This window comes from Kitasatospora fiedleri (assembly GCF_948472415.1).
Classification (GTDB): domain Bacteria; phylum Actinomycetota; class Actinomycetes; order Streptomycetales; family Streptomycetaceae; genus Kitasatospora; species Kitasatospora fiedleri.
Genome location: NZ_OX419519.1, coordinates 6474633 through 6491780, shown reverse-complemented (window position 1 = coordinate 6491780; position 17148 = coordinate 6474633). Strand labels below are relative to the sequence as shown.

General features: G+C 75.5%; 17 protein-coding genes and 4 pseudogenes. 12 read left to right on the top strand and 9 right to left on the bottom strand.

Translation table 11 applies throughout. The annotated features are described in order from the left end of the window. Positions 1-46: 46 nt before the first annotated feature. From QMQ26_RS29300 to QMQ26_RS29290, 3 genes are all read left to right on the top strand, one after another. Positions 47-697, top strand: coding sequence for a DedA family protein (locus QMQ26_RS29300; RefSeq protein ID WP_282203315.1), 651 nt, complete (start codon positions 47-49; stop codon positions 695-697). After that, on the top strand, positions 694-1317 hold the full coding sequence (locus QMQ26_RS29295; RefSeq protein WP_282203314.1) for a phosphatase PAP2 family protein: 624 nt from the start codon (positions 694-696) through the stop codon (positions 1315-1317). The genes QMQ26_RS29300 and QMQ26_RS29295 overlap by 4 nt, the downstream gene beginning before the upstream one ends. A gap of 473 nt (positions 1318-1790) precedes the next feature. Beyond that, positions 1791-2690, top strand: a complete 900-nt coding sequence (locus QMQ26_RS29290) for an alpha-N-acetylglucosaminidase C-terminal domain-containing protein (RefSeq protein WP_282203313.1) — start codon at positions 1791-1793, stop codon at positions 2688-2690. A 100-nt stretch (positions 2691-2790) separates the two neighbouring features. On the opposite strand, the gene QMQ26_RS29285 is transcribed toward QMQ26_RS29290, so the two are convergent. The 3 genes from QMQ26_RS29285 to QMQ26_RS29275 form a co-directional block, all read right to left on the bottom strand. Next, positions 2791-3516 carry a YcnI family protein gene (locus QMQ26_RS29285; protein WP_282203312.1) on the bottom strand — a complete coding sequence of 242 codons (726 nt, stop codon included), beginning with the start codon at positions 3514-3516 and terminating at the stop codon, positions 2791-2793. Between the two features lie 168 nt (positions 3517-3684). After that, positions 3685-4344, bottom strand: coding sequence for a hypothetical protein (locus QMQ26_RS29280; RefSeq protein WP_282203311.1), 660 nt, complete (start codon positions 4342-4344; stop codon positions 3685-3687). A gap of 134 nt (positions 4345-4478) precedes the next feature. Continuing rightward, positions 4479-5330, bottom strand: a complete 852-nt coding sequence (locus tag QMQ26_RS29275; protein ID WP_282203310.1) for a MucR family transcriptional regulator — start codon at positions 5328-5330, stop codon at positions 4479-4481. Positions 5331-5495: 165 nt separating this feature from the next. Here QMQ26_RS29275 and QMQ26_RS29270 point away from each other — a divergent pair. Together QMQ26_RS29270 and QMQ26_RS29265 are read left to right on the top strand one after the other, a co-directional pair. Beyond that, positions 5496-5699, top strand: a pseudogene (locus tag QMQ26_RS29270) (tRNA (adenosine(37)-N6)-threonylcarbamoyltransferase complex transferase subunit TsaD); the annotation flags it as partial. A 2-nt stretch (positions 5700-5701) separates the two neighbouring features. Next, complete coding sequence (locus QMQ26_RS29265) at positions 5702-6259, top strand: GNAT family N-acetyltransferase (RefSeq protein WP_282203309.1); 558 nt, start codon at positions 5702-5704, stop codon at positions 6257-6259. 483 nt (positions 6260-6742) lie between these two features. On the opposite strand, the gene QMQ26_RS29255 is transcribed toward QMQ26_RS29265, so the two are convergent. Next, entirely contained in the window at positions 6743-7327 is a 585-nt protein-coding gene (locus QMQ26_RS29255) for a sortase domain-containing protein (RefSeq protein ID WP_404813982.1), read from the bottom strand. Between the two features lie 75 nt (positions 7328-7402). Then, on the bottom strand, positions 7403-8353 hold the full coding sequence (locus QMQ26_RS29250; RefSeq protein WP_159073291.1) for a hypothetical protein: 951 nt from the start codon (positions 8351-8353) through the stop codon (positions 7403-7405). 580 nt (positions 8354-8933) lie between these two features. On the opposite strand from QMQ26_RS29250, the gene QMQ26_RS29245 reads away from it, so the two are divergent. The 5 genes and pseudogenes from QMQ26_RS29245 (at position 8934) to QMQ26_RS29225 (ending at position 11674) form a co-directional block, all read left to right on the top strand. Beyond that, positions 8934-9176, top strand: coding sequence for a chaplin (locus QMQ26_RS29245; RefSeq protein WP_282203307.1), 243 nt, complete (start codon positions 8934-8936; stop codon positions 9174-9176). Positions 9177-9368: 192 nt separating this feature from the next. Then, positions 9369-9953, top strand: a pseudogene (locus QMQ26_RS37555) (ferritin-like domain-containing protein); the annotation flags it as partial. A 208-nt stretch (positions 9954-10161) separates the two neighbouring features. Continuing rightward, positions 10162-10977 carry a ferritin-like domain-containing protein gene (locus QMQ26_RS29235; RefSeq protein WP_282203048.1) on the top strand — a complete coding sequence of 272 codons (816 nt, stop codon included), beginning with the start codon at positions 10162-10164 and terminating at the stop codon, positions 10975-10977. Between the two features lie 143 nt (positions 10978-11120). Further along, the gene (locus QMQ26_RS29230; protein WP_282206709.1) at positions 11121-11258 is read left to right on the top strand and encodes a hypothetical protein; all 138 of its coding nucleotides are present in this window, start codon (positions 11121-11123) and stop codon (positions 11256-11258) included. Continuing rightward, positions 11255-11674, top strand: a complete 420-nt coding sequence (locus QMQ26_RS29225) for a hypothetical protein (RefSeq protein ID WP_282203306.1) — start codon at positions 11255-11257, stop codon at positions 11672-11674. Before QMQ26_RS29230 ends, QMQ26_RS29225 begins: the two co-directional genes overlap by 4 nt. Before the next feature lie 384 nt (positions 11675-12058). Here QMQ26_RS29225 and QMQ26_RS38425 read toward each other — a convergent pair. Then, positions 12059-12103, bottom strand: a pseudogene (locus tag QMQ26_RS38425) (hypothetical protein); the annotation flags it as partial. Positions 12104-12590: 487 nt separating this feature from the next. Here QMQ26_RS38425 and QMQ26_RS29215 point away from each other — a divergent pair. Next, a complete protein-coding gene (locus tag QMQ26_RS29215; protein WP_282203305.1) occupies positions 12591-13571 on the top strand; it encodes a site-specific integrase in 981 nt (326 codons plus the stop codon). A gap of 103 nt (positions 13572-13674) precedes the next feature. Here QMQ26_RS29215 and QMQ26_RS29210 read toward each other — a convergent pair. Both QMQ26_RS29210 and QMQ26_RS29205 read right to left on the bottom strand, forming a co-directional pair. Next, a pseudogene (locus QMQ26_RS29210) lies at positions 13675-14525 on the bottom strand (aldo/keto reductase). A 25-nt stretch (positions 14526-14550) separates the two neighbouring features. Next, the gene (locus QMQ26_RS29205) at positions 14551-14835 is read right to left on the bottom strand and encodes a carboxymuconolactone decarboxylase family protein (protein ID WP_282203304.1); all 285 of its coding nucleotides are present in this window, start codon (positions 14833-14835) and stop codon (positions 14551-14553) included. A gap of 423 nt (positions 14836-15258) precedes the next feature. On the opposite strand from QMQ26_RS29205, the gene QMQ26_RS29200 reads away from it, so the two are divergent. After that, positions 15259-16149, top strand: coding sequence for a helix-turn-helix domain-containing protein (locus tag QMQ26_RS29200; RefSeq protein ID WP_282203303.1), 891 nt, complete (start codon positions 15259-15261; stop codon positions 16147-16149). A gap of 390 nt (positions 16150-16539) precedes the next feature. Here QMQ26_RS29200 and QMQ26_RS29195 read toward each other — a convergent pair whose 3' ends face one another. Then, complete coding sequence (locus QMQ26_RS29195) at positions 16540-17013, bottom strand: hemerythrin domain-containing protein (protein ID WP_282203302.1); 474 nt, start codon at positions 17011-17013, stop codon at positions 16540-16542. Between the last annotated feature and the right edge of the window lie 135 nt (positions 17014-17148).

The window sequence follows — 17148 nt, the reverse complement described above, 5'->3', positions numbered from 1 at the left end:
GGCGCGTCGGCACCTGCCCGCGGCCCCCGATCGGAAAGGCGCTCCTGTGCTGCTCTCCTCGTCGGCCCTACTGGCCGTCAACCCGCTGGACGCGGGCTCGCTGCTGGGCGCGTTCGGTGCGCTGGGCATCGCGGTGGTGATGTTCGCGGAGACCGGCCTGCTGGTCGGCTTCTTCCTGCCCGGCGACTCGCTGCTGTTCACCGCGGGCCTGCTCTGCACTACCGGGGCGCACAGCGGCCCCCACCTGAACCTCGCCCAGGTCCTCGCCGCGGCCGTGGTCGGCGCCCTGGCCGGGGCGCAGACCGGCTACCTGATCGGACGGCGCGGCGGGCGCGCCCTGCTCGCCCGCTCGCGCGGCAGGCGCCTGCACGAGGGCGCCGAGCGCGCCGAGGAGATCCTCGACCGCTACGGCCACGCCAAGGCCGTCGTCCTGGCCCGCTTCGTGCCCGTCGTGCGCACCGTCCTCAACCCGCTGGCCGGCGCGCTCGGCGTCAGCGCCCGCACCTTCACCCTCTGGCAGGTCGTCGGCGGCCTGGTGTGGACCGTCGGCCTGGTCCTGGCCGGCTACGCGCTGGGCTCCTCGGTGCCCAACGTCGACCGCTACCTGCTGCCCATCGTCGCCCTCGTCATCGTCGTCTCGCTGCTGCCGCTCGCGCTGGAGCTGCTGCGCTCGCGCCGCCGGGCCGGGTCCCGATGACCGCCCCCGCGCACGCGCAGCCGCTCGCGCTCGACGGCCGTCCCCTCGACGGCGGCCTGTACCTGCGGATCGACCACTGGGCCCAGCGTCTGCCCGTCCCGCTCCAGCACACCGTCACCCTCTACTCCACCCTCGGGCTGCTGCTGCTCGCCGCCCTGATGGTGCTGGCCTGGTGGCGCGCCCGCCGCGCCGACAGCACGGCGGTGGCCCGCGCGCTGGCCGCACCACTCACCGTCGCCGCCGCCTTCGCCGCCGACCTGGTCCTGAAGTCGGTGCTGCGCGAGCCGCGCCCGTGCCAGGTCCTGGACGCCGGGCGCACCCTGGAAGCCTGCCCGGCCGCCGGGGACTGGTCGCTGCCCAGCAACCACACCGTCATCGTCTTCGCGGGCGCGGCCGCCCTGTGGCTGGTGGACCGCCGCCTCGGCGCGCTCGCCCTGCTGTCGGCCGCCGCCATGGGCGCGGAACGGGTCCTGGCCGGCGTCCACTACCCGCACGACGTCCTGCTCGGCGCGCTCCTGGGCACCGCCGCCGGTTACGGCCTCACCCGGCTCGCCGGACGCGGCGCGCCCCTGGTGGAGCGGGCCCGCGACGGCAGGCTGCGCCGGTGGCTGACCGCGTGAGCGCCCGGTGCGCGGCGGCCCCGGTCACGGCCTGCGCCACCGCGTTCGGCGCCCTCGCCGCCGCGGTGGCCGCCAACGGCATTGCCCCGTACGCCTTCTAACGGTCCGTCGTCGCCTGGGCGGTCGCCCACCGGCCGCCCGCCGCCGGCACCGCCGCTTCGCTTTCGCGCCTCCCCGCCCGGAGCCGTCGCGTCGCGTCCGCTCCCGTCTCGCCCCATCCGAACCGTCACGGAGGTGTCATGAGAACCACCCTTCGTCGAAAAATCGGCGCCGTGCTCATGTCCCCGGCCAGTACCACGGTCGGACTGGCCGCCACCGCCCCGACCCCCAGGCCGCCGCGGCCTGGAACCTGCTGCGCCAGGGCCCGTACGGCATGCCGGTCGTCGGGACCGTCCAGGGCGCGCCGCAGGACGACCTGTTCACCGCCCGGCCGTCGCTGACCGTGCCGGCCGGGCTCCGGAACGCCCTCCTGGATGCGCTACGACTGGATGCGCTACGACCCCGGCACCGTCCGCGCGGCCCTCGACGCCCTGCTGAAGGTGGACCCGGCGCTGCGCTCCGGCGACGCCTACCGGTACGACCTGGTGGACACGGCCCGCCAGGCGCTGGCCAACCGCAGCCGGGACCTGCTGCCGCTGATCGGCGACGCCCACCGCGCGGGCGACCTGACCGGGTTCCGCGCCCTGGCGGCCGAGTGGAACACGGACGAGGCCGACCTCGACAGGCTCACCGGGACGGACGCCCGCTTCATGGTCGGCCCGTGGATCGCGCAGGCCGTCTCCTTCGGCGCCACACCGGCCGAACGCGACCAACTCCAGTACGACGCCCGGTCGCTGCTGACCACCTGGGGCGGCCGGAACGTCTCCGAGGCCAACGGCCTGCACGACTACGCGACCCGGGACTGGTCCGGTCCGGTGGCGGACGTCCACGCCAAGGCGTGGTCGGCCTACCTGGCGTCCCCGGACACCGCGCTGGTCACCGGCAGCGCACCGGCGCCGGTGGACTTCTTCGCCATCGAGGACGCCTGGGCGAAGTCGACGAACACCTACCCGACGACGCCGACCGGCGACGCGTACGCCATCGCCTCGGCGATCGCCGCCTCGCTGCCCGCCTCGGCCCCCACCGGGGCGGTCACCGGCATCGCCGGCAAGTGCGCCGACGTCACCGGCAGCAGCAGCACCGACGGCACCGGCCTGCAACTGTGGCCCTGCAACCGGACGGCCGCCCAGACCTGGCAGCTCGTCGGCGACGGCACCCTGCGCGCCCGCGGCACGTGTATGAGCGTCCGCGGCGGCGCCACCACCGCCGGGACGGCCGTCGAACTCTCCGGCTGCACCGCCAACCCCAACCAGCGGTGGACGCTGCCGCAGTAGGCCGGCCTCCCGGCCGACCGCGGCACCGCCCTGCCCGCCACCGTTCCCACGGTGGCGGGCAGGGCTTCGGCGTCCGGGGACGGCACCCGCCCCGGGGCCGTCAGGCGGACGGGCGGCGGCGCAGGCCGAGCGCGCCGAGGGCGGCACCGGCGACGCCGACCACGATGCCGACCACGCCCAGGATTCGGGCGGTGGAGTCGGAGCCGGCGTGCGCCGGGGCCGCGGCGGGAGCCGCCGCGGGGGCGGCCATGCCGTGGGCGTCCGCGCTGGTGCCGGCGCCGGCCTTGGTGAGGGTCAGCACCGGGGCGGGGTGCTGGGGTTCGGGCTGACCCTCCTTGCCCTCCTCGATCCAGCGCACCACGGTGCCGTCGTCGTAGGTCTGCAGGGCCTTGAAGACCAGCTTGTCGGTGTCGGTGGGCAGCGGGCCGAGCGAGACCTTGAACTCCTGGAACTGGCCGGGCCCGATCTTGCCGGTGGCGTCGGCGGTCCAGGTGATCTTCGTGACGGCCTCGGTGATCTCGTCGCCGTCGTCGGTCTTGAGCGGGGTCGCCAGCTTGGTCCTCTCGGCGGCGGCGGTCCAGCCGGGCACGGGCTGGACGGACACCGAAGCCACCGGGTGGTCGGTGGGCAGGTCGACCTCCAGCGCGGTGGTGGAGGCGGTGTCGCTCTCGTCCGGCACGCGGAACGCGACGGCGGTATACGAGCCCTGGGTGGCGGTGCCGGGCTGGACGGTGACGTGCGCGAAGGCCGGGACGGCGGCCGCCGCGACGGCGGCGGCGGCGAGGACGACGGAGCCGGCGAGGCGGCGGGCGGAAACAGAACGCATGGGGATGTCCCCTCCTGGGGCGTGGGAGAACGGCCCGCCGCGCCCCGGTCCGCGAGCGGCGGACGGGCGGGCGGGTCCGGGGAGGCGGAGCCCGCGGGGCGGCCCGGCGCGCACGCGGCGGCCGACCCGGTGGCGGCGGGGCGCGGTGGCGCGCGCGGAGCCCTGCTCCTACGCCCGCCGCGCCGTCCCCGCCCGGGGCGGCCCGCGCCGCACCACGACCTCGTCGATCAGCAGCCTCCCGAGCGGCCCGGCCGACCGCCGCACCGGGCGCGGGACGGCGACCGCCGGGCGGGACGGCGCGCGCAGCAGGGTCCGGAGCAGGACGGCGACCCGCGCGACCCGCCGCCGGGCGGTGTCGCGCATCCGCCGGGCCAGGCCGACCAGGCCGCCCAGCGCGCTCTCGACCCGGTGCAGCAGCAGGCCGACGGCGACGGCCGCCGCCAGGTGCGCGGCGAGCATCCCGGAGGCCGGCGCGAACCCTCCCGCGCCGTGCCCGGCGTGGGCGACCGCCGCCCGGGCGGGTACCGACCCGACGGCTTGGGCGGGCGGGGTCTCGGCGAGTCGGAACAGCAGGTGGAACAGCACCTGCCCGAGTGCGGCGGCCAGGGTGGCGGCCAGCGGGCCGCGCCGCCGGGCGGCGACCACCACCGACGCCGAGAACACGAACAGCCAGCCCGCCGCGAGCGGCCGCCAGGCGAGGCCGCCGCACCCGGCGGCGTGCCCGGCCGAACCGAGCACCGCGCCCGCCGTGGCGAACGCGGCGGCGCGCACCAGCCGCACGTCGAGCGCGGCCGGACGGGGTTGCTGGAGGCGGGGGGCGGCTGCCATGGCGGGCCCATTCTGACAGGTCCCGCCGCGCGGTCGGCGTTGTTTCGAGAAGCGCCCCGAGCGGTCCGCGGCGGCCCGGGCGGGAACTCCGACGCCTCGGACGGGAGCGGCGGGGAGGGCGGGGGGCGGGGGGACTACGGGCGGTAGGAGCGGACGGCACCGTCCGACCGCCGCCCGTCGAGCCGGGCCGCGACCCACGGGATGCTGCGCCCGGTCTCCCCGGCGAGGTCACCCAGGGTCGCGCCGGCCGCCCGGCGCTCGGCCAGCCACTGCCTGATGTCGTGGGCGCCGACCCGGCGGGCGGCGTGCGCGTCGTTGAGCCCGACCCGGGAGCGGCGTCCGGCGGCGGAGTTCACCCCCGTGGGGCGCAGGGGAATCCCGTACTCCTCCAGCAGGGCGCGCACCCTGGCCCGTCCCACGCGCAGGTGGGCGGCGACCGCGTCGACGCCGCCCTCCCGGCGGACGTAGAGGGTGCGCAGGGCGTCTTCGAGGTCGTCGAAGCCCAACTCGTCGAGGGCTTCGCGCAGTCGTCGCGCCCTGCGGGTGGACTGGGTGCGGCGTCCGGCGTCCAGCTGGGCCGCGCGGGTGCGGACCAGTTCCTCCGGCTGCGGCTTGCCCGCCCTGTTCGCCGCGGCCCGCCGGAGTTCTCCGGAGCGGGACATGGCGTGGCCGGTCGCGAGCCGCTCGCGCAGCTCGGCCGAGGTGCGGAAGTCCGCCGCCTGGCGCACGGACCGGCGTCGGGCCAGGGCCCGCGAACTCAGCGAGCGGAGACGGCGCAGGCCGTAGCGGGTGCGGTACTCGTCGGCGCTCAGGCCGTGGCTGCGCAGGTGGGAGCCCAGGGCGCGGAAGCCCTGCCCGCACACGTGACACACCACCAGGTCGGCGCCCTCGTCGCGTACGAGCGTGCCGAAGTCCGGGTGGTCGGTGCGGGGTCCGGCCGGCCGGCCGCCCGGGGCCCGCGCTCCGGTCCGGCCGCCTGCGATCACCGAAGGGTCCACATCGCCACCTTATTGCAAAGAGTATGCAACTGCCTACTTATCGCAAGAGTGCCCGACGGCAGCCCGGGTCGCGAGCGCGGGCGGCGACACCCGCCCCGCCCTTGTTGCACACTGTGTGCAAGTGCGGACCTCTTGCGGAGTGGGGGCGGGCTGGTGGCGGAGTCGCCGGTGGTGCTGGGGATCGAGCCGTCCTGCGGCGAGACGGGCTCGGGGCCGGTGCGGGACGGGGTGCTGCTCGGGCAGGCGTCGGCCGGCGACCTGGGCGGGCACGCCCGCTACGGCGGCGTGGTCCCGGAGACCTCCGCCCGTGCGCACCTGGTGGTGCACGCCACCCCCACCCCCCTCGCCAGGACAGCGGCATGACGCCGTACCAGGTCCGGCCGCTGCCATCCGGCGAGCTGCTCGCCGCCGCGGCCCAGGTCCGTTCGGTGTACGCGGCCGCGTTCGGCGGCCCGCCCTGGCACGAGCCCGCCCACCGCGCCGACGCCTACCTGGAGCGGCTGGCCCAGGACGCGCTGCGGCCGAGCTTCACCGCGGCGGCGGCCACCGACGCGGGCGGCAGGCTGCTGGGCTTCGCCACCGCCTGGACCACCCCCGCCCCGTTCCCCACCGACCGCTGCCACCCCCGGGTGGCAGCCGCGCTCGGCCCCCGACGCACGGAAGCCTGGCTCTGCGGCGCCCGGGTGGTCGACGAACTCGCCGTCCGCCCGGGCCACACCGAACGGGGCATCGGCACCGCCCTGCTGGACGCCGTCACCGCCGACGCGGTCGACGGACGCTGCTGGCTGCTCACCACCGCCCGGCCCGACGGCCCGCTGGGCTTCTACCTCCGCCAGGGCTGGCACCGGGCCGACCCGCAGACCGACGGCCCGGCCGTCCTGCTCGGCCCCCACCACCCCGCCGCGCCCCGGCCGTGAAGGCACCGTCCGCGCGCCCCACCCTCCGCACCTGCGCTCTGCGCCGAGGCGCAGCGCCTGTGCGGGGGCGGCCCGGCGGTCGCGGCAGGGGGCGGACTGCCCGAGGCGGCCCGGCACCGTCTGACCTGACCGACCGTCGACCGACCGCCCCGGAGGGACACCGTGCTCACCGCCGAGTTCCGCAGCCGCCTCCCGCGTACTGCGCCGGGCGACGAGGTCCGCTGCCACCTCTGCCGCGCCGCGCGGTGCACACCGTACGGCTGCCGGGGCGCCAGGACCCGGCGCTGCCCGAACCGCTGACGGCGGCCCGCGACCGACCACGTGAACGGTCTGCTGTACGTCGACCGCCTCGGCGGGCGCGAACGCCGCGCCGTCCCGGCCGAGTCCGCCGAACGCCGCGAAGCGGTCCTCGCCGCCCGCGCGGAGCGGGCCGCCGCGCTCGACCCCCACGGGAGCGCTCGTGGACGGGGCGGCGGGACGCCGTCAACCGGCGGCGGTGTCCGGGTCGGGGACGAGGGTGGCGAAGGCGATGGTGTTGGCGCGGTAGGCGCGGGCCTCGGCGTCCCAGTCTCCGCAGGTGATCAGGCGCAGTTGGGGGGTGCTGGTGGGGCCGTAGACCTGCTGGGTGGGGAAGTCGTCCTTGGCGTAGGAGCGGACGGCGTCGATGGTGTAGGTGCGGGTGTGCCGGTCGGTGGTGGTGAGGGTGAGCCGCTGGCCGGGGTGGAGTTCGCCCAGGCGGTAGAAGACGGCGGGGCCGACGCGGGGTAGTCGACGTGGCCGGTGATGACCAGGGGGTTCTGCCAGGCGGGGGCGGTGGTGTACCAGCCGGCCCGGTCGGGGCGGTCGGGAGGTTGCAGGACGCCGTCCCGGTCGGTGGTCAGGGCGTCCAGCGCGGTGTGGACGCCGATGTCGGGGATGTCGAGGCCGGTGGGCGTGGGCGGCGGACCCGGCGGCCGGGAGGGCGGGGCGTCGGCCGGCCTGGGAGTTCCCGCGGCCGCGGGAGCGGGCGGCGGGGTGCTCTGGTGGGTGGTCGCGAAGCCGAGGGCGAGGACGCCCGCGAGGGCGCACGCGGCGGCGAGCGCCACGACGCGGGTGTCGTGGCGCTCGCCGCCGCGTGACGGAAGGCCGTTCACGTCAGCGGGTTCAGCTCTCCGCGGGGGCCGCGGCGGCCGGGCGGGCGGCTGCGGCGGAGGCGTTCTTGCGGCGGCGGGACCACAGGAGCGCGCCCGCGGCGGTGGCCAGGGCGGCGGACCCGCCGGCGAGCAGACCGGTGTGCTGCAGGCCCTGGGTGGAGCCGGCGCCCGCGGCGATCGAGCCGACCGGCACCACCGGGTGGTCACCGTCCGTGCCGGCGAGGGTCTGGAACCAGAGGAAGACGTTGGTGGGGATCGGCGCGGTGACACCGGAGTTGGGGTCGGCGGCCAGGCGCTTGAGGGTGGCCAGGTCCTTGCCCTTCTCGATCTCCTTGAAGGACTCGGGGTTGGTGACGCCCACGACGTAGACGGGCCACCACTCGGGGCGGTCCATGTTCCGGTCCGCGATGATGTGGTCGTGCCCGGGCAGCGGCACGTCCTTCAACTGGTCGGCCGGCTTGCCGAGCGCGCCGGCCAGCCGGGACAGGTCGATGTTGTCCGGGTGGTCGATGCACGGACCGGTCGGACACTGGACCGGCGGCGCCGGGCTGAACAGCGGCACCGGGATGAACAGCGGGTCGGTGAACTTCTCCGAAGTGGTGCCGGGTGGCACGTTCTTGAACTTCTCGCCGACCTCGCAGCCGTTGGAGGCGCCGGAGGCGACCGCGGTGTCGCAGAAGAAGTTCTGGGTGTAGAGGAACTTGACGTCCTTGCCGTCGTACCAGCCGTCCGTGACACCGATGTTGCGGCACAGGTCCTGCGGCTCGCCGGTGGCGCACTGGTTCTTCAACGGCTGGATGGTGCGCTCCCCGACCGGGCCCGGCCCGAAACCGGCGTTCTTGCCGTCCTTGTCGCCCATGCCGTCGGCGAAGGCGAGGCCGCCGGCGGAGACGGCGGCCAGCAGGACGGTGGCGGTGCACGCCGCGACACGCGTCACACGGCTCTGTACGAGACTGTTCATCAAGGTTCCTCTCAGATCTGGTGGGCCCCCGCAGGGCCTTCGGCCGGTGGCCGTGCCGTCGGCGGGAATGTCGGAGCCGTTCGGCGGAGATCCGCGTCCTCGGCACACCAAGAACTACCTTCCGCAGTCAACCGAGGACGTGCGGTGATGGTCGGATCGGGTGGCGGCCCAGCTCTACGCCTCAGCACCCGGGTGAACCCCGAGATCCCCTTCGAGGAACCGGTGGGACATCCGACTTTTCCACGCGGGATCTCGACGGCCGTCGGGCCGCCACCGCGTCGCCCCGACCGGCAGCGGCGGAAGCAGAAGCGGAAGGGAGGGAAGCCGGGCCCGCTGCGCGGCCACCTTCGGCCGGGGGCCACTGTCGTCCGCGGGCGGTCAGCGGTGGTGCACGCTGCCGGCGGCCGGTGGAGCGGCACACGCCTCGCGGCCGTACCGACCCGCGCTCCGACGGGCCGGGGGCCGGTGCACTCGTTGGGGTGAACAGGCGGCCGTCCACCCAGCCCGGGCCGGCGCGGCGGCGAATGCCGGGTGTCGCCCCCGTCCGGAGGCGGCACCGTCCTCAGGCAAGGAGCCCGACATGTCCGTCATCCGCACCTCCCTCACGCTGACTGCGGTGGCCGCCACCGCCCTGCTCGGTGCCGCGGGCGCGGCGTCCGCGTCCTCCGGGGCCGAGGGCGTGGCCGCCGGCTCGCCCGGTGTGCTCTCCGGCAACCTGATCCAGGTGCCCGTCCACGTCCCGGTCAACCTGTGCGGCAACAGCGTGGGCGTCGTCGGCCTGCTGAACCCGGCCTTCGGCAACTCCTGCGCCAACGTGGGCTGACACCTGCTTCGCGCGCCCCGCGCACCCCGATCCGGACGGGTGTGCGGGGCGCGCCCCTGCCGTCACCGAGACGACCCGGCATTCATTCGAACAGGTGAATAGGGGGCGGTGGGGGCAGGCTGCGCCCGGTCCGGTGCCGAAGGACTCGCGAGTGGGGTGCGGAGTTGGCCGGGCCCCGGACCGAGACGAGGCATGATGGCCACAGAGCACATCGACTCCCGGCTGCTCGCGGAACTCACCGAGCAGTCGGAGGACTTGAACAGCGACGCGCAGCGGATCACCCGCGCCGCGCTGACCGGGTTCGAGCAGGTGACCGAACCGCGTCGGCGCTGGTGGCAGCGCGGCGGGGTGCTGGCCGGCGCGGCGGGGGCCGCCGCGCTGTGGGGCACCTCGCGGGCGCTGGCCGCCTCGGCCTCGGCGAGCGCGGACGACGTGATGGCGCTGCAGACCGCGGCGTCGATCGAGAACCTCGCGGTGAGCGTCTACCAGAGCGCCGCCGCCCTGCCGTTCATCAAGGACGGCAACAAGACGGTGGCCGCGTTCATCACCAAGACCACCGCCCAGCACCAAGCCCACGCCCAAGCCTTCAACTCCGCCGCCACCCAGGCCGGCGGCAAGGCCCAGAACCAGCCCGACCCGAAGTACAAGACGGTCGTCGACCAGACGCTGCCCACCATCAAGGGCCCCGCGGACGTGGTGAAGCTGGCCATCACCCTGGAGGACGTGGCCGCGCAGACCTACACCAAGAACGTCTCCCAGGTCTCCTCGCCCGAACTGCGCAAGCTCTTCGCCTCCGTGGCCCCGGTCGAGGCGCAGCACCGCGCGGTGCTGCTGGCCGTGCAGGCCCTGCTGGCGGGCAACGCCGCCGACCTGATCGCCATCCCCGTCGACCCGGCCAAGCTGCCCGCCGCCGCGGGCAGCGTCGGCTTCCCCGACACCTTCTACAAGACCGAGAACGCTTCGCCGATCACCGAGGGGCCGTCAAGTGAGCACCGACTGGGAACTGCCGATCAGCGAACAGCAGTTGGCGCGCCTGACGTGGGACATGGAGCAGGCCCACCGCGAGACCCTGCCCGCGATGCGGGCCGGCGCCCTCGACCTGGCCGCCGAGCTGCGCACCCGGCCCGCCCTCCAGGAGCCCGGCCCCGGCCGTCGGCGTTTCCTGCTGGGTGTGGGCGGGGCCGCCGCCGCGCTGACCCTGGCCGCCTGCTCCAGCGGCAAGTCCGCCACCTCGCCCGCCCCGAACGCCTCCTCCGCGCCCGCCTCCGGTGCCGCGTCCGGCTCGGCGTCGGGCCAGTACACCGGGGACCTGAAGGTGGTGGCGCTGGCCACCGCGCTGGAGAACCAGGCCGTGGGCGCCTACCAGGCCGCCCTGGACGCCGCCAAGGCCGGCAAGCTCGGCACCGTCCCGCCCGCCGTGGCCACCTTCATCACCACCGCGATGGGCCAGCACGCCGACCACGCCAAGGCCTGGAACGCCGTGCTGACCGGCGCGGGCAAACCCGCGATCACCGACGTCCCGCTCTCCAACCAGCCCGCCACCCTGGACGCCCTCGGCAAGGCCGCCACCGTCGGCGACGTCGCCCAACTCGCCCTCCAACTCGAGAACCAGGCCGCGCAGACCTACCTGTTCGCGACCTACAACGTCACCAGCCCCGGCGGCATCGCCACCGCCGCCACCATCGCCCCCGTCGAGGCCATGCACGCCGCCATCCTCCACTACGTCCTGGGCCAGTACCCCGTCCCCGACGACTTCCTCCCCGTCGACAAGGCCGCCAACCCCACCCTCCTCACCGTCTGAACGAGTCCCCCGCGCGCCGGACCCGATACCCCCACCGGGCCCGGACGTCCGCATCCGGACCCGACCCAGCGCCGCCCGCCGCCCGCCGCCCGTCGCCCGTCGCCCGTCGCCCGTCGCCCGTCGCCCCGAGAAGAGGTCCTTCCATGACCCGTACGAGCCGGCCCCTGGCCGCCGTCCTGGCCGCCGCCGGGTGCTCCGGCAGCACCGGGGCGACCACCGTGTCGATCAAGGACCTCGAGTCCGGCCCCGACACCCTCACCGTCAAGCAGTCCCGGCCGTGACCCGCGCCGTCCGGGCGGCCCTGCGGCTGGTGGCCGCCGCGGGCCTGGCCGTCGACGCCGTCCAGCACGCCCGCCTCGCCGGGCGGTACGACGCCGTCAGCGCCGGCGTCAGCCAGGGCACCCTGTTCCGCGTCGAGGCGGGGGCCGCCACCCTCGCCGTGCTGCTCGTCCTCGTCTGGCGCCACCGCCTCGGCGACCTGTTCGCCTGGCTGGTCGCCGTCGGCGGCCTCGGCGCCCTGCTCCTCTACCGCTACGTCGACGTCGGCCCACTGGGTCCGCTGCCGAACATGTACGAGCCCGTCTGGTTCACCGACAAGACACTCACCGCCTGGTCCCAGGCCGTCGCGGCGCTCGCCCTCGTCCCCCTGCTGGCCACCGCGCGCCGCCGTCCGACCGACCTCCCACCCGCCGCCTGAGCACCCCGGAGGGGCCGACCGCGTCCGACCGGCACCAGTGACCGAGGTGCCGGTGCGGTCGACGGCCGGACGGATCGCGGGCGCGTCGCTGTCGCCCGTGCAGGTGACCCGTCCGGTCCCGTCGGCGGCGACCGCGCAAGGACGGCGAGTCGGGCCCCGACGGTCCACTCGTCGTGGCCGCGCCTCGCTGCCACGACGACCAAGACGGTGGCGCCGGGGCGTGCGGCCGATGCCCCCGCAGGTGGAGCGGGAGTCCGTACAAGCCGCGCGGTCGACCGGGGCGGCCGCCCGGTCGGGGTGCTCGGCGTCGGCGAAGCCGCGAATCAGGGCGCCACGGGCCCGATTGACCCGGGAGCGGACAGCCCCGCCCGGGCGATCCGTCAGTTCGGCGGCCCCGTCGTAGGGCAGGCCGAGCAACGCGGCAGGCACGAAGGCGTCGCGGCGTTCGGCGGGCAGTGCGTCGGGCAGCAGGAGCGGCGCACTCGACGCGCTCACCACCACGGACCTGGGCGAGTCACCCGGTGTCACCCGGCGGCTCCCTCCCCCGGTTGCCTGCCGCGGTGTCCTCCCGGCCCCGAACCGCTTCCGGCAGTACGGACGGCCTCTCCTACCACCGCTTGCCCGCACGCCTCCTGACGTCCCCTCGGATGCCCGTCCCGCGCCTTCGGCGTGCCCCGGGAAGGAGACCGCCGTGGCGTCCAGCACGCCCGAGGACTCCCTCCCGGCCCGGCTCCGGGCCCCTCGCCCGTTGCCGAAGGACGGTCACCACTGAGACGGGACGGGCCGGGGAGGACGGCCACCACCTGATCGTTCCTGATCGGACGGTCGCGCTTCAAGCCAGTTATTGTTCGTCCGTGAGGACGTGCCGGGGGCCGTCCGCCCGAGGACCCGCCCCGCCCGGCGCTAGGGTGGCCCCGTGGCGGACACCCCGACGGCAGCGGCCCCCTCCCTCGAAGCCCTGAACGCCGTGGTCGACCGCGCCTGCGAACCGCCCACGGGCGCCTCCCGCGCGAAGCAACTGCGCTGGGTCGCCGGGGAGTTGCGCACCGCCCTGGAACGCGGCGCGATCCCGCCGACGGCCGCCCGCTCGCTCGCCGCGCTCCTCGCCCCGGACACCCTCGCCGCCTACCTCACGGCCGCCGAACGGGGGCTGCTGCGGCGCAGACCCGCCGCACGACCGGAGCGGCCCTCGCCCGCGTCCGTCCGCGTGCGGGAGGACTGCCTGCGCATCCTCGGCGTCCAGGCAGGCATCCCCCTCACCCTCCCCGAGCGCGACCTGCCCAAGGTCGCGCTCCGGTCGGTGGTCGCCGCCCGCCCCCGCGGCATCCTCCTCGCCCACCTGGAACACGCGGCCCGCCCCGGCCAGGGCGACGCCCGCACCCGCATCCTCGCGATCATCGCCACCGTGCTGGACACCGGCTGCCGGGCCGGCGAACTCTGCGCCCTGCGCACCCGCGACGTCGACCTGCGCCGCGGCACCGTCCGCCTCACCCGGCTCCCCCAGCACCGCGACCCCCACACCCCGCCCAGCGTCGAAACCGTCGCCCTCTCCGCCACCACCCGGGCCGCGCTGCGCCAGTGGCTCACCGCCCGTGCCCGCCTCACCGTCCGCGACGCCACCCGACCCCCCGGCCCCGGCAACGAGACCACCGACGCCCTGTGGGTCAGCATCGCCCCCAGCGGCCACCCCCGCCCGGGCCTGCCCCTCCACTTCCGCGGCCTGGCCCGCGCCTACGCCCGCGCCATCCACGACCTCAACACCGACATGGCCGGCCAACCCGGCTGGCACCCCCTCCCCCAACGCATGGAACCCCTGCGCCGCGCCATCGAACTCCACCCCACCGACCCCGCCGACCCCGAGCGAGGACCACGGCAGGCTCGCCGCGGCCCCCGATGACGCCCCCATCGGCCGGGAGGAGTTCGCGAGCAGGACCGCTGCGGCACCCGCGGGGTCGGTGCCGGGGCCCGGGCGTGGGGTGGCGTCGGGGCCGGGGTGCCGGTCAGCCGTCCAGGCGGCGCTTGCTGAGCCAGGCGACCTTCTCGGGGTCGTGGTGGTCGAAGAACAGCGTCCTGCCGGTGTCGAGAGCGGCGATCCGGGCCAGTTCCTCCTCGGTGAGGGTGAAGTCGAAGACGTCGAGGTTCTGCGCCATCCGGTCGGGGTTGACGGACTTGGGGATGGTGACGACGTCGCGCTGGATCAGCCAGCGCAGCACGACCTGGGCGACCGACTTGCCGTGCGCCTCGCCGATCCCGCTGAGGACGGGGTGGGTGAACAGACCGTTCCTGCCTTCGGCGAAGCCGCCCCACGCCTGGTGCTGGACGCCGTGCTCGCGCATCAGGTCGTGGTCGGCGCCGCGCTGGAAGAAGGGGTGGGTCTCGATCTGGTTGACCTGCGGGGTGATCTCGTTGTTGAGGATCAGGTCCAGGAGCCGGTCGGGGTGGAAGTTGGCGACGCCGATCGCCCGAGTCAGTCCCTCGCGCTGCGCGGCCTCCATGGCGCGCCACTGCCCGTAGACGTCGCCGTAGGGCTGGTGCATCAGGTACAGGTCGACGCGGTCGAGGCCCAGCTTGGCCAGCGAGGTCTCCAGGGCGCGGCGGGTGTTGTCCTGGGCGGGGGCGTCCTGGACCCACAGCTTGGTGGTGACGAACAGCTCCTCGCGCGGGATGCCGCTGTTCTTGACGGCGCGGCCGACGGCCTCCTCGTTGCCGTAGGCGGCGGCGGTGTCCAGCAGCCGGTAGCCGGCGGCGAGGGCGTCGGTGACGGCCTGCTCGGTCTTGTCCGCGGGATCTGGTAGACGCCGAAGCCGAGGATCGGCATCTCGACGCCGTTGTTCAAGGTGACGTACTGCATGGGACTCTCCTGAGAAGTCGGCCGGTCAGGGGGTGGTGGGACGGTCGTCTGCTTCGGTGGCCCGGGCCGGGACGGTGGTCGCGCCCATGGCGGCGGGCCAGCCGGCGTAGCAGGCCGGGTGGGTGGTGGTCTCGGCGAGTTCGGCGCGGGCGGGGCCGTTGTCGAGGGAGCGGCGCAGCCGGGCGTCGCGCCAGGGGACGACCAGGGCGGCGACGATGATCAGGTTGCGCTCGCGCGGGGACGGGCCGGGGTGCTGCCAGACGTCGGCGAGCAGGACGTCACCGGCTCCGTACAGCATGGTCGCTCGCATGGATTCACTCTCCTGGTTTCGACGGGCACCGCCGGGCAGGGCGGAGCGTGTCGCGGATGGACCGGGGTCGGCCCTGCCCCGGACGGCGCCCGGCAGACGGGGCGCCCACCGCCGACAGGACCGCGGCGGCGGCCGGGCCGGCCCGGGTGCCGAGGGCGAAGCGGCCGCCGGAGCGCCCCGGCGCGAACCCGGTGCCCGGCGCCCGGCACCGGAACCGGGCCGGTGGCAGGCCGCGGGAGGCGGGGAGCGGGAAGCGGCCGAGTGCGGGGGCGGTGGCAGGCATCGGGGCGACTCCTCGGACGGACGGATCGGTCACGCCCTCCAGCCAACCGCGCCCCGACTGCCCGCGGAACGGTCAAGCAGACCCTGACAAGGTCCCCCGCCCCCGCATCCGGCAGCGCGGCCGGTCGTAGGGTCGAGGGCATGGACCGACGCACCGAGATCCGCGACTTCCTCACCACCCGCCGCGCCCGCGTCACCCCCGAACAGGCCGGCCTCAGGCCCTCCCCGCTCGGCGGAGCACGCCGCGTCCCCGGCCTGCGCCGCGAGGAAGTCGCCCAGCTCGCGGGCGTCAGCGTCCCCTACTACACCCGCCTGGAGCGCGGCGACGCCCGCGGTGCCACCGACGGCGTCCTCGACGCCCTCGCCCGCGCCCTCCTCCTCGACGACGCCGAACGCGCCCACCTCTTCGACCTCGTCCGCGCCGCCAACGCCACCGCCGCCGAAGCCCGCACCCCGCGCCATCCCGCCCGCCGCACCCTGCGCCCGGAACTGCGGAACATGCTGGAGGCGATGAACGGCGTCCCCGCCTACGTCCGCAACGCCCGCCTGGACCTGCTGGCCGGCAACGCCCTCGCCCGCGCGCTGTTCGCGCCCGTCTTCGACAGCCCCGCCCGGCCCGCCAACTCCGCCCGCTTCACCTTCCTGGACCCCGCCGCTGCCGAGTTCTACCCCGACTGGGACGCCGTCGCCGACCAGAACGTCGCCACCCTGCGCGCCGAGGTCGGTCGCAACCCCTACGACAAGGCCCTGTCCGACCTGATCGGGGAACTGTCCACCCGCGGCGACACCTTCCGCCGGCGATGGGCCCGCCACGAAGTCCGCCGCCACCGCGCCGGAGCCAAACGCCTCACTCACCCCCTCGTCGGCGACATGACGTTCACCTACGAGACCATGGAACTCACCGCCGACGACGGCCTGTTCCTCATCGTCTGCGGGGTCGCCCCCGGCAGCCGCGACGCCGAAGCCCTCGACCTCCTCGCCGGCTGGACCAGCCCCCGGCCCACGAACGAGGCACCCACGCGCAGGACTTGACCTGGACGCACCGCAGAAGCCCGAAGCCTGGCCGCCGGGCCGGACTCGGCGCGATGCGCTCACGGGCGCCGCGTGGCGCGGGCGGCGCGGGCGGCGGGTTCGGCATCCAGGTCCAACTCGCCGCCAGAGTGCACCAGTTGCGGTAGTGCCGAGGTGGGCGGTGCGGACCGCGAACGGCACACCGGTTGCGATCCGACGGAAGGCGACCGACGCCCCCAGCCTCCGCTCCCGTACCCGGCCGCCACCGCCGCGCCGTACCGGCACCGGGCGGAGAGGGCGGGCCTGCGACGGTCGGGGAGCCGGACCGGGTGGACCGGGACTGCGGTCGGCGCGGGCACCGCGGAGGCGGCCGGGGCGGGGTGCGGTCCGTCGGGTGGAGCGGACGAGCGGCTACTCGCGGGCGCTGGGCACCTGGAGCGGGTCGTTCGGCGCGTCAGCCTTGGCGGCCGTCATCTCCTCGCCGAGTTCGGTCAGGCGGTTGCGGCCCATGGCCTTGCGGACCTCGGGGAACCACTCCTCCTCCTCTTCCTCGACGTGGTGGCGCACGTTCTCCATCAGCACCGTCATCTTGGCGTCGAAGCGCTCGTCCGCCGGGTCGAGTCCGGCGAGTTCGGAGAGCATCCAGAGCACCACGTGGTGCTCCTCGACGCTCTCCAGCACGTGGTCGGTGGTGTCCGGCACAGCCTTCCGGGCGGCCGGGTAGAAGATCTTCTCCTCGATCCAGGTGTGCACGGTGAGTTCCCGGATCACCTGGTCGGCGATGTCCCGCTTGTGCTTGTGCGCGTTCTCACCGGCCTTCTCGAACTCCTTGAACAGCTTCTCGACCGTCTTGTGGTCGTCCTTCAACAGCACGATGGCATCCATCGGGACCCTTTCGGTGGCGGTGGGAAAGTCCTACGGGAAAGGACAGTTGACGGCGGGCCAGGACACGGACACGTCTGCCCCCTCCGGAGCGCGACACGCACCCACCCGTACCGGCACCTCGTCCTCACCGCGCCA

Excerpts from the sequence above, each read along its gene's own strand:
- QMQ26_RS29295 (WP_282203314.1), top strand. The coding sequence starts at position 694 with ATGACCGCCCCCGCGCACGCGCAGCCGCTCGCGCTCGACGGCCGTCCC.
- QMQ26_RS29290 (WP_282203313.1), top strand. The coding sequence starts at position 1,791 with ATGCGCTACGACTGGATGCGCTACGACCCCGGCACCGTCCGCGCGGCC.
- QMQ26_RS29285 (WP_282203312.1), bottom strand. The coding sequence starts at position 3,516 with ATGCGTTCTGTTTCCGCCCGCCGCCTCGCCGGCTCCGTCGTCCTCGCC.
- QMQ26_RS29280 (WP_282203311.1), bottom strand. The coding sequence starts at position 4,344 with ATGGCAGCCGCCCCCCGCCTCCAGCAACCCCGTCCGGCCGCGCTCGAC.
- QMQ26_RS29265 (WP_282203309.1), top strand. The coding sequence starts at position 5,702 with ATGACGCCGTACCAGGTCCGGCCGCTGCCATCCGGCGAGCTGCTCGCC.
- QMQ26_RS29250 (WP_159073291.1), bottom strand. The coding sequence starts at position 8,353 with ATGAACAGTCTCGTACAGAGCCGTGTGACGCGTGTCGCGGCGTGCACC.
- QMQ26_RS29245 (WP_282203307.1), top strand. The coding sequence starts at position 8,934 with ATGTCCGTCATCCGCACCTCCCTCACGCTGACTGCGGTGGCCGCCACC.
- QMQ26_RS29230 (WP_282206709.1), top strand. The coding sequence starts at position 11,121 with ATGACCCGTACGAGCCGGCCCCTGGCCGCCGTCCTGGCCGCCGCCGGG.
- QMQ26_RS29205 (WP_282203304.1), bottom strand. The coding sequence starts at position 14,835 with ATGCGAGCGACCATGCTGTACGGAGCCGGTGACGTCCTGCTCGCCGAC.
- QMQ26_RS29200 (WP_282203303.1), top strand. The coding sequence starts at position 15,259 with ATGGACCGACGCACCGAGATCCGCGACTTCCTCACCACCCGCCGCGCC.
- QMQ26_RS29195 (WP_282203302.1), bottom strand. The coding sequence starts at position 17,013 with ATGGATGCCATCGTGCTGTTGAAGGACGACCACAAGACGGTCGAGAAG.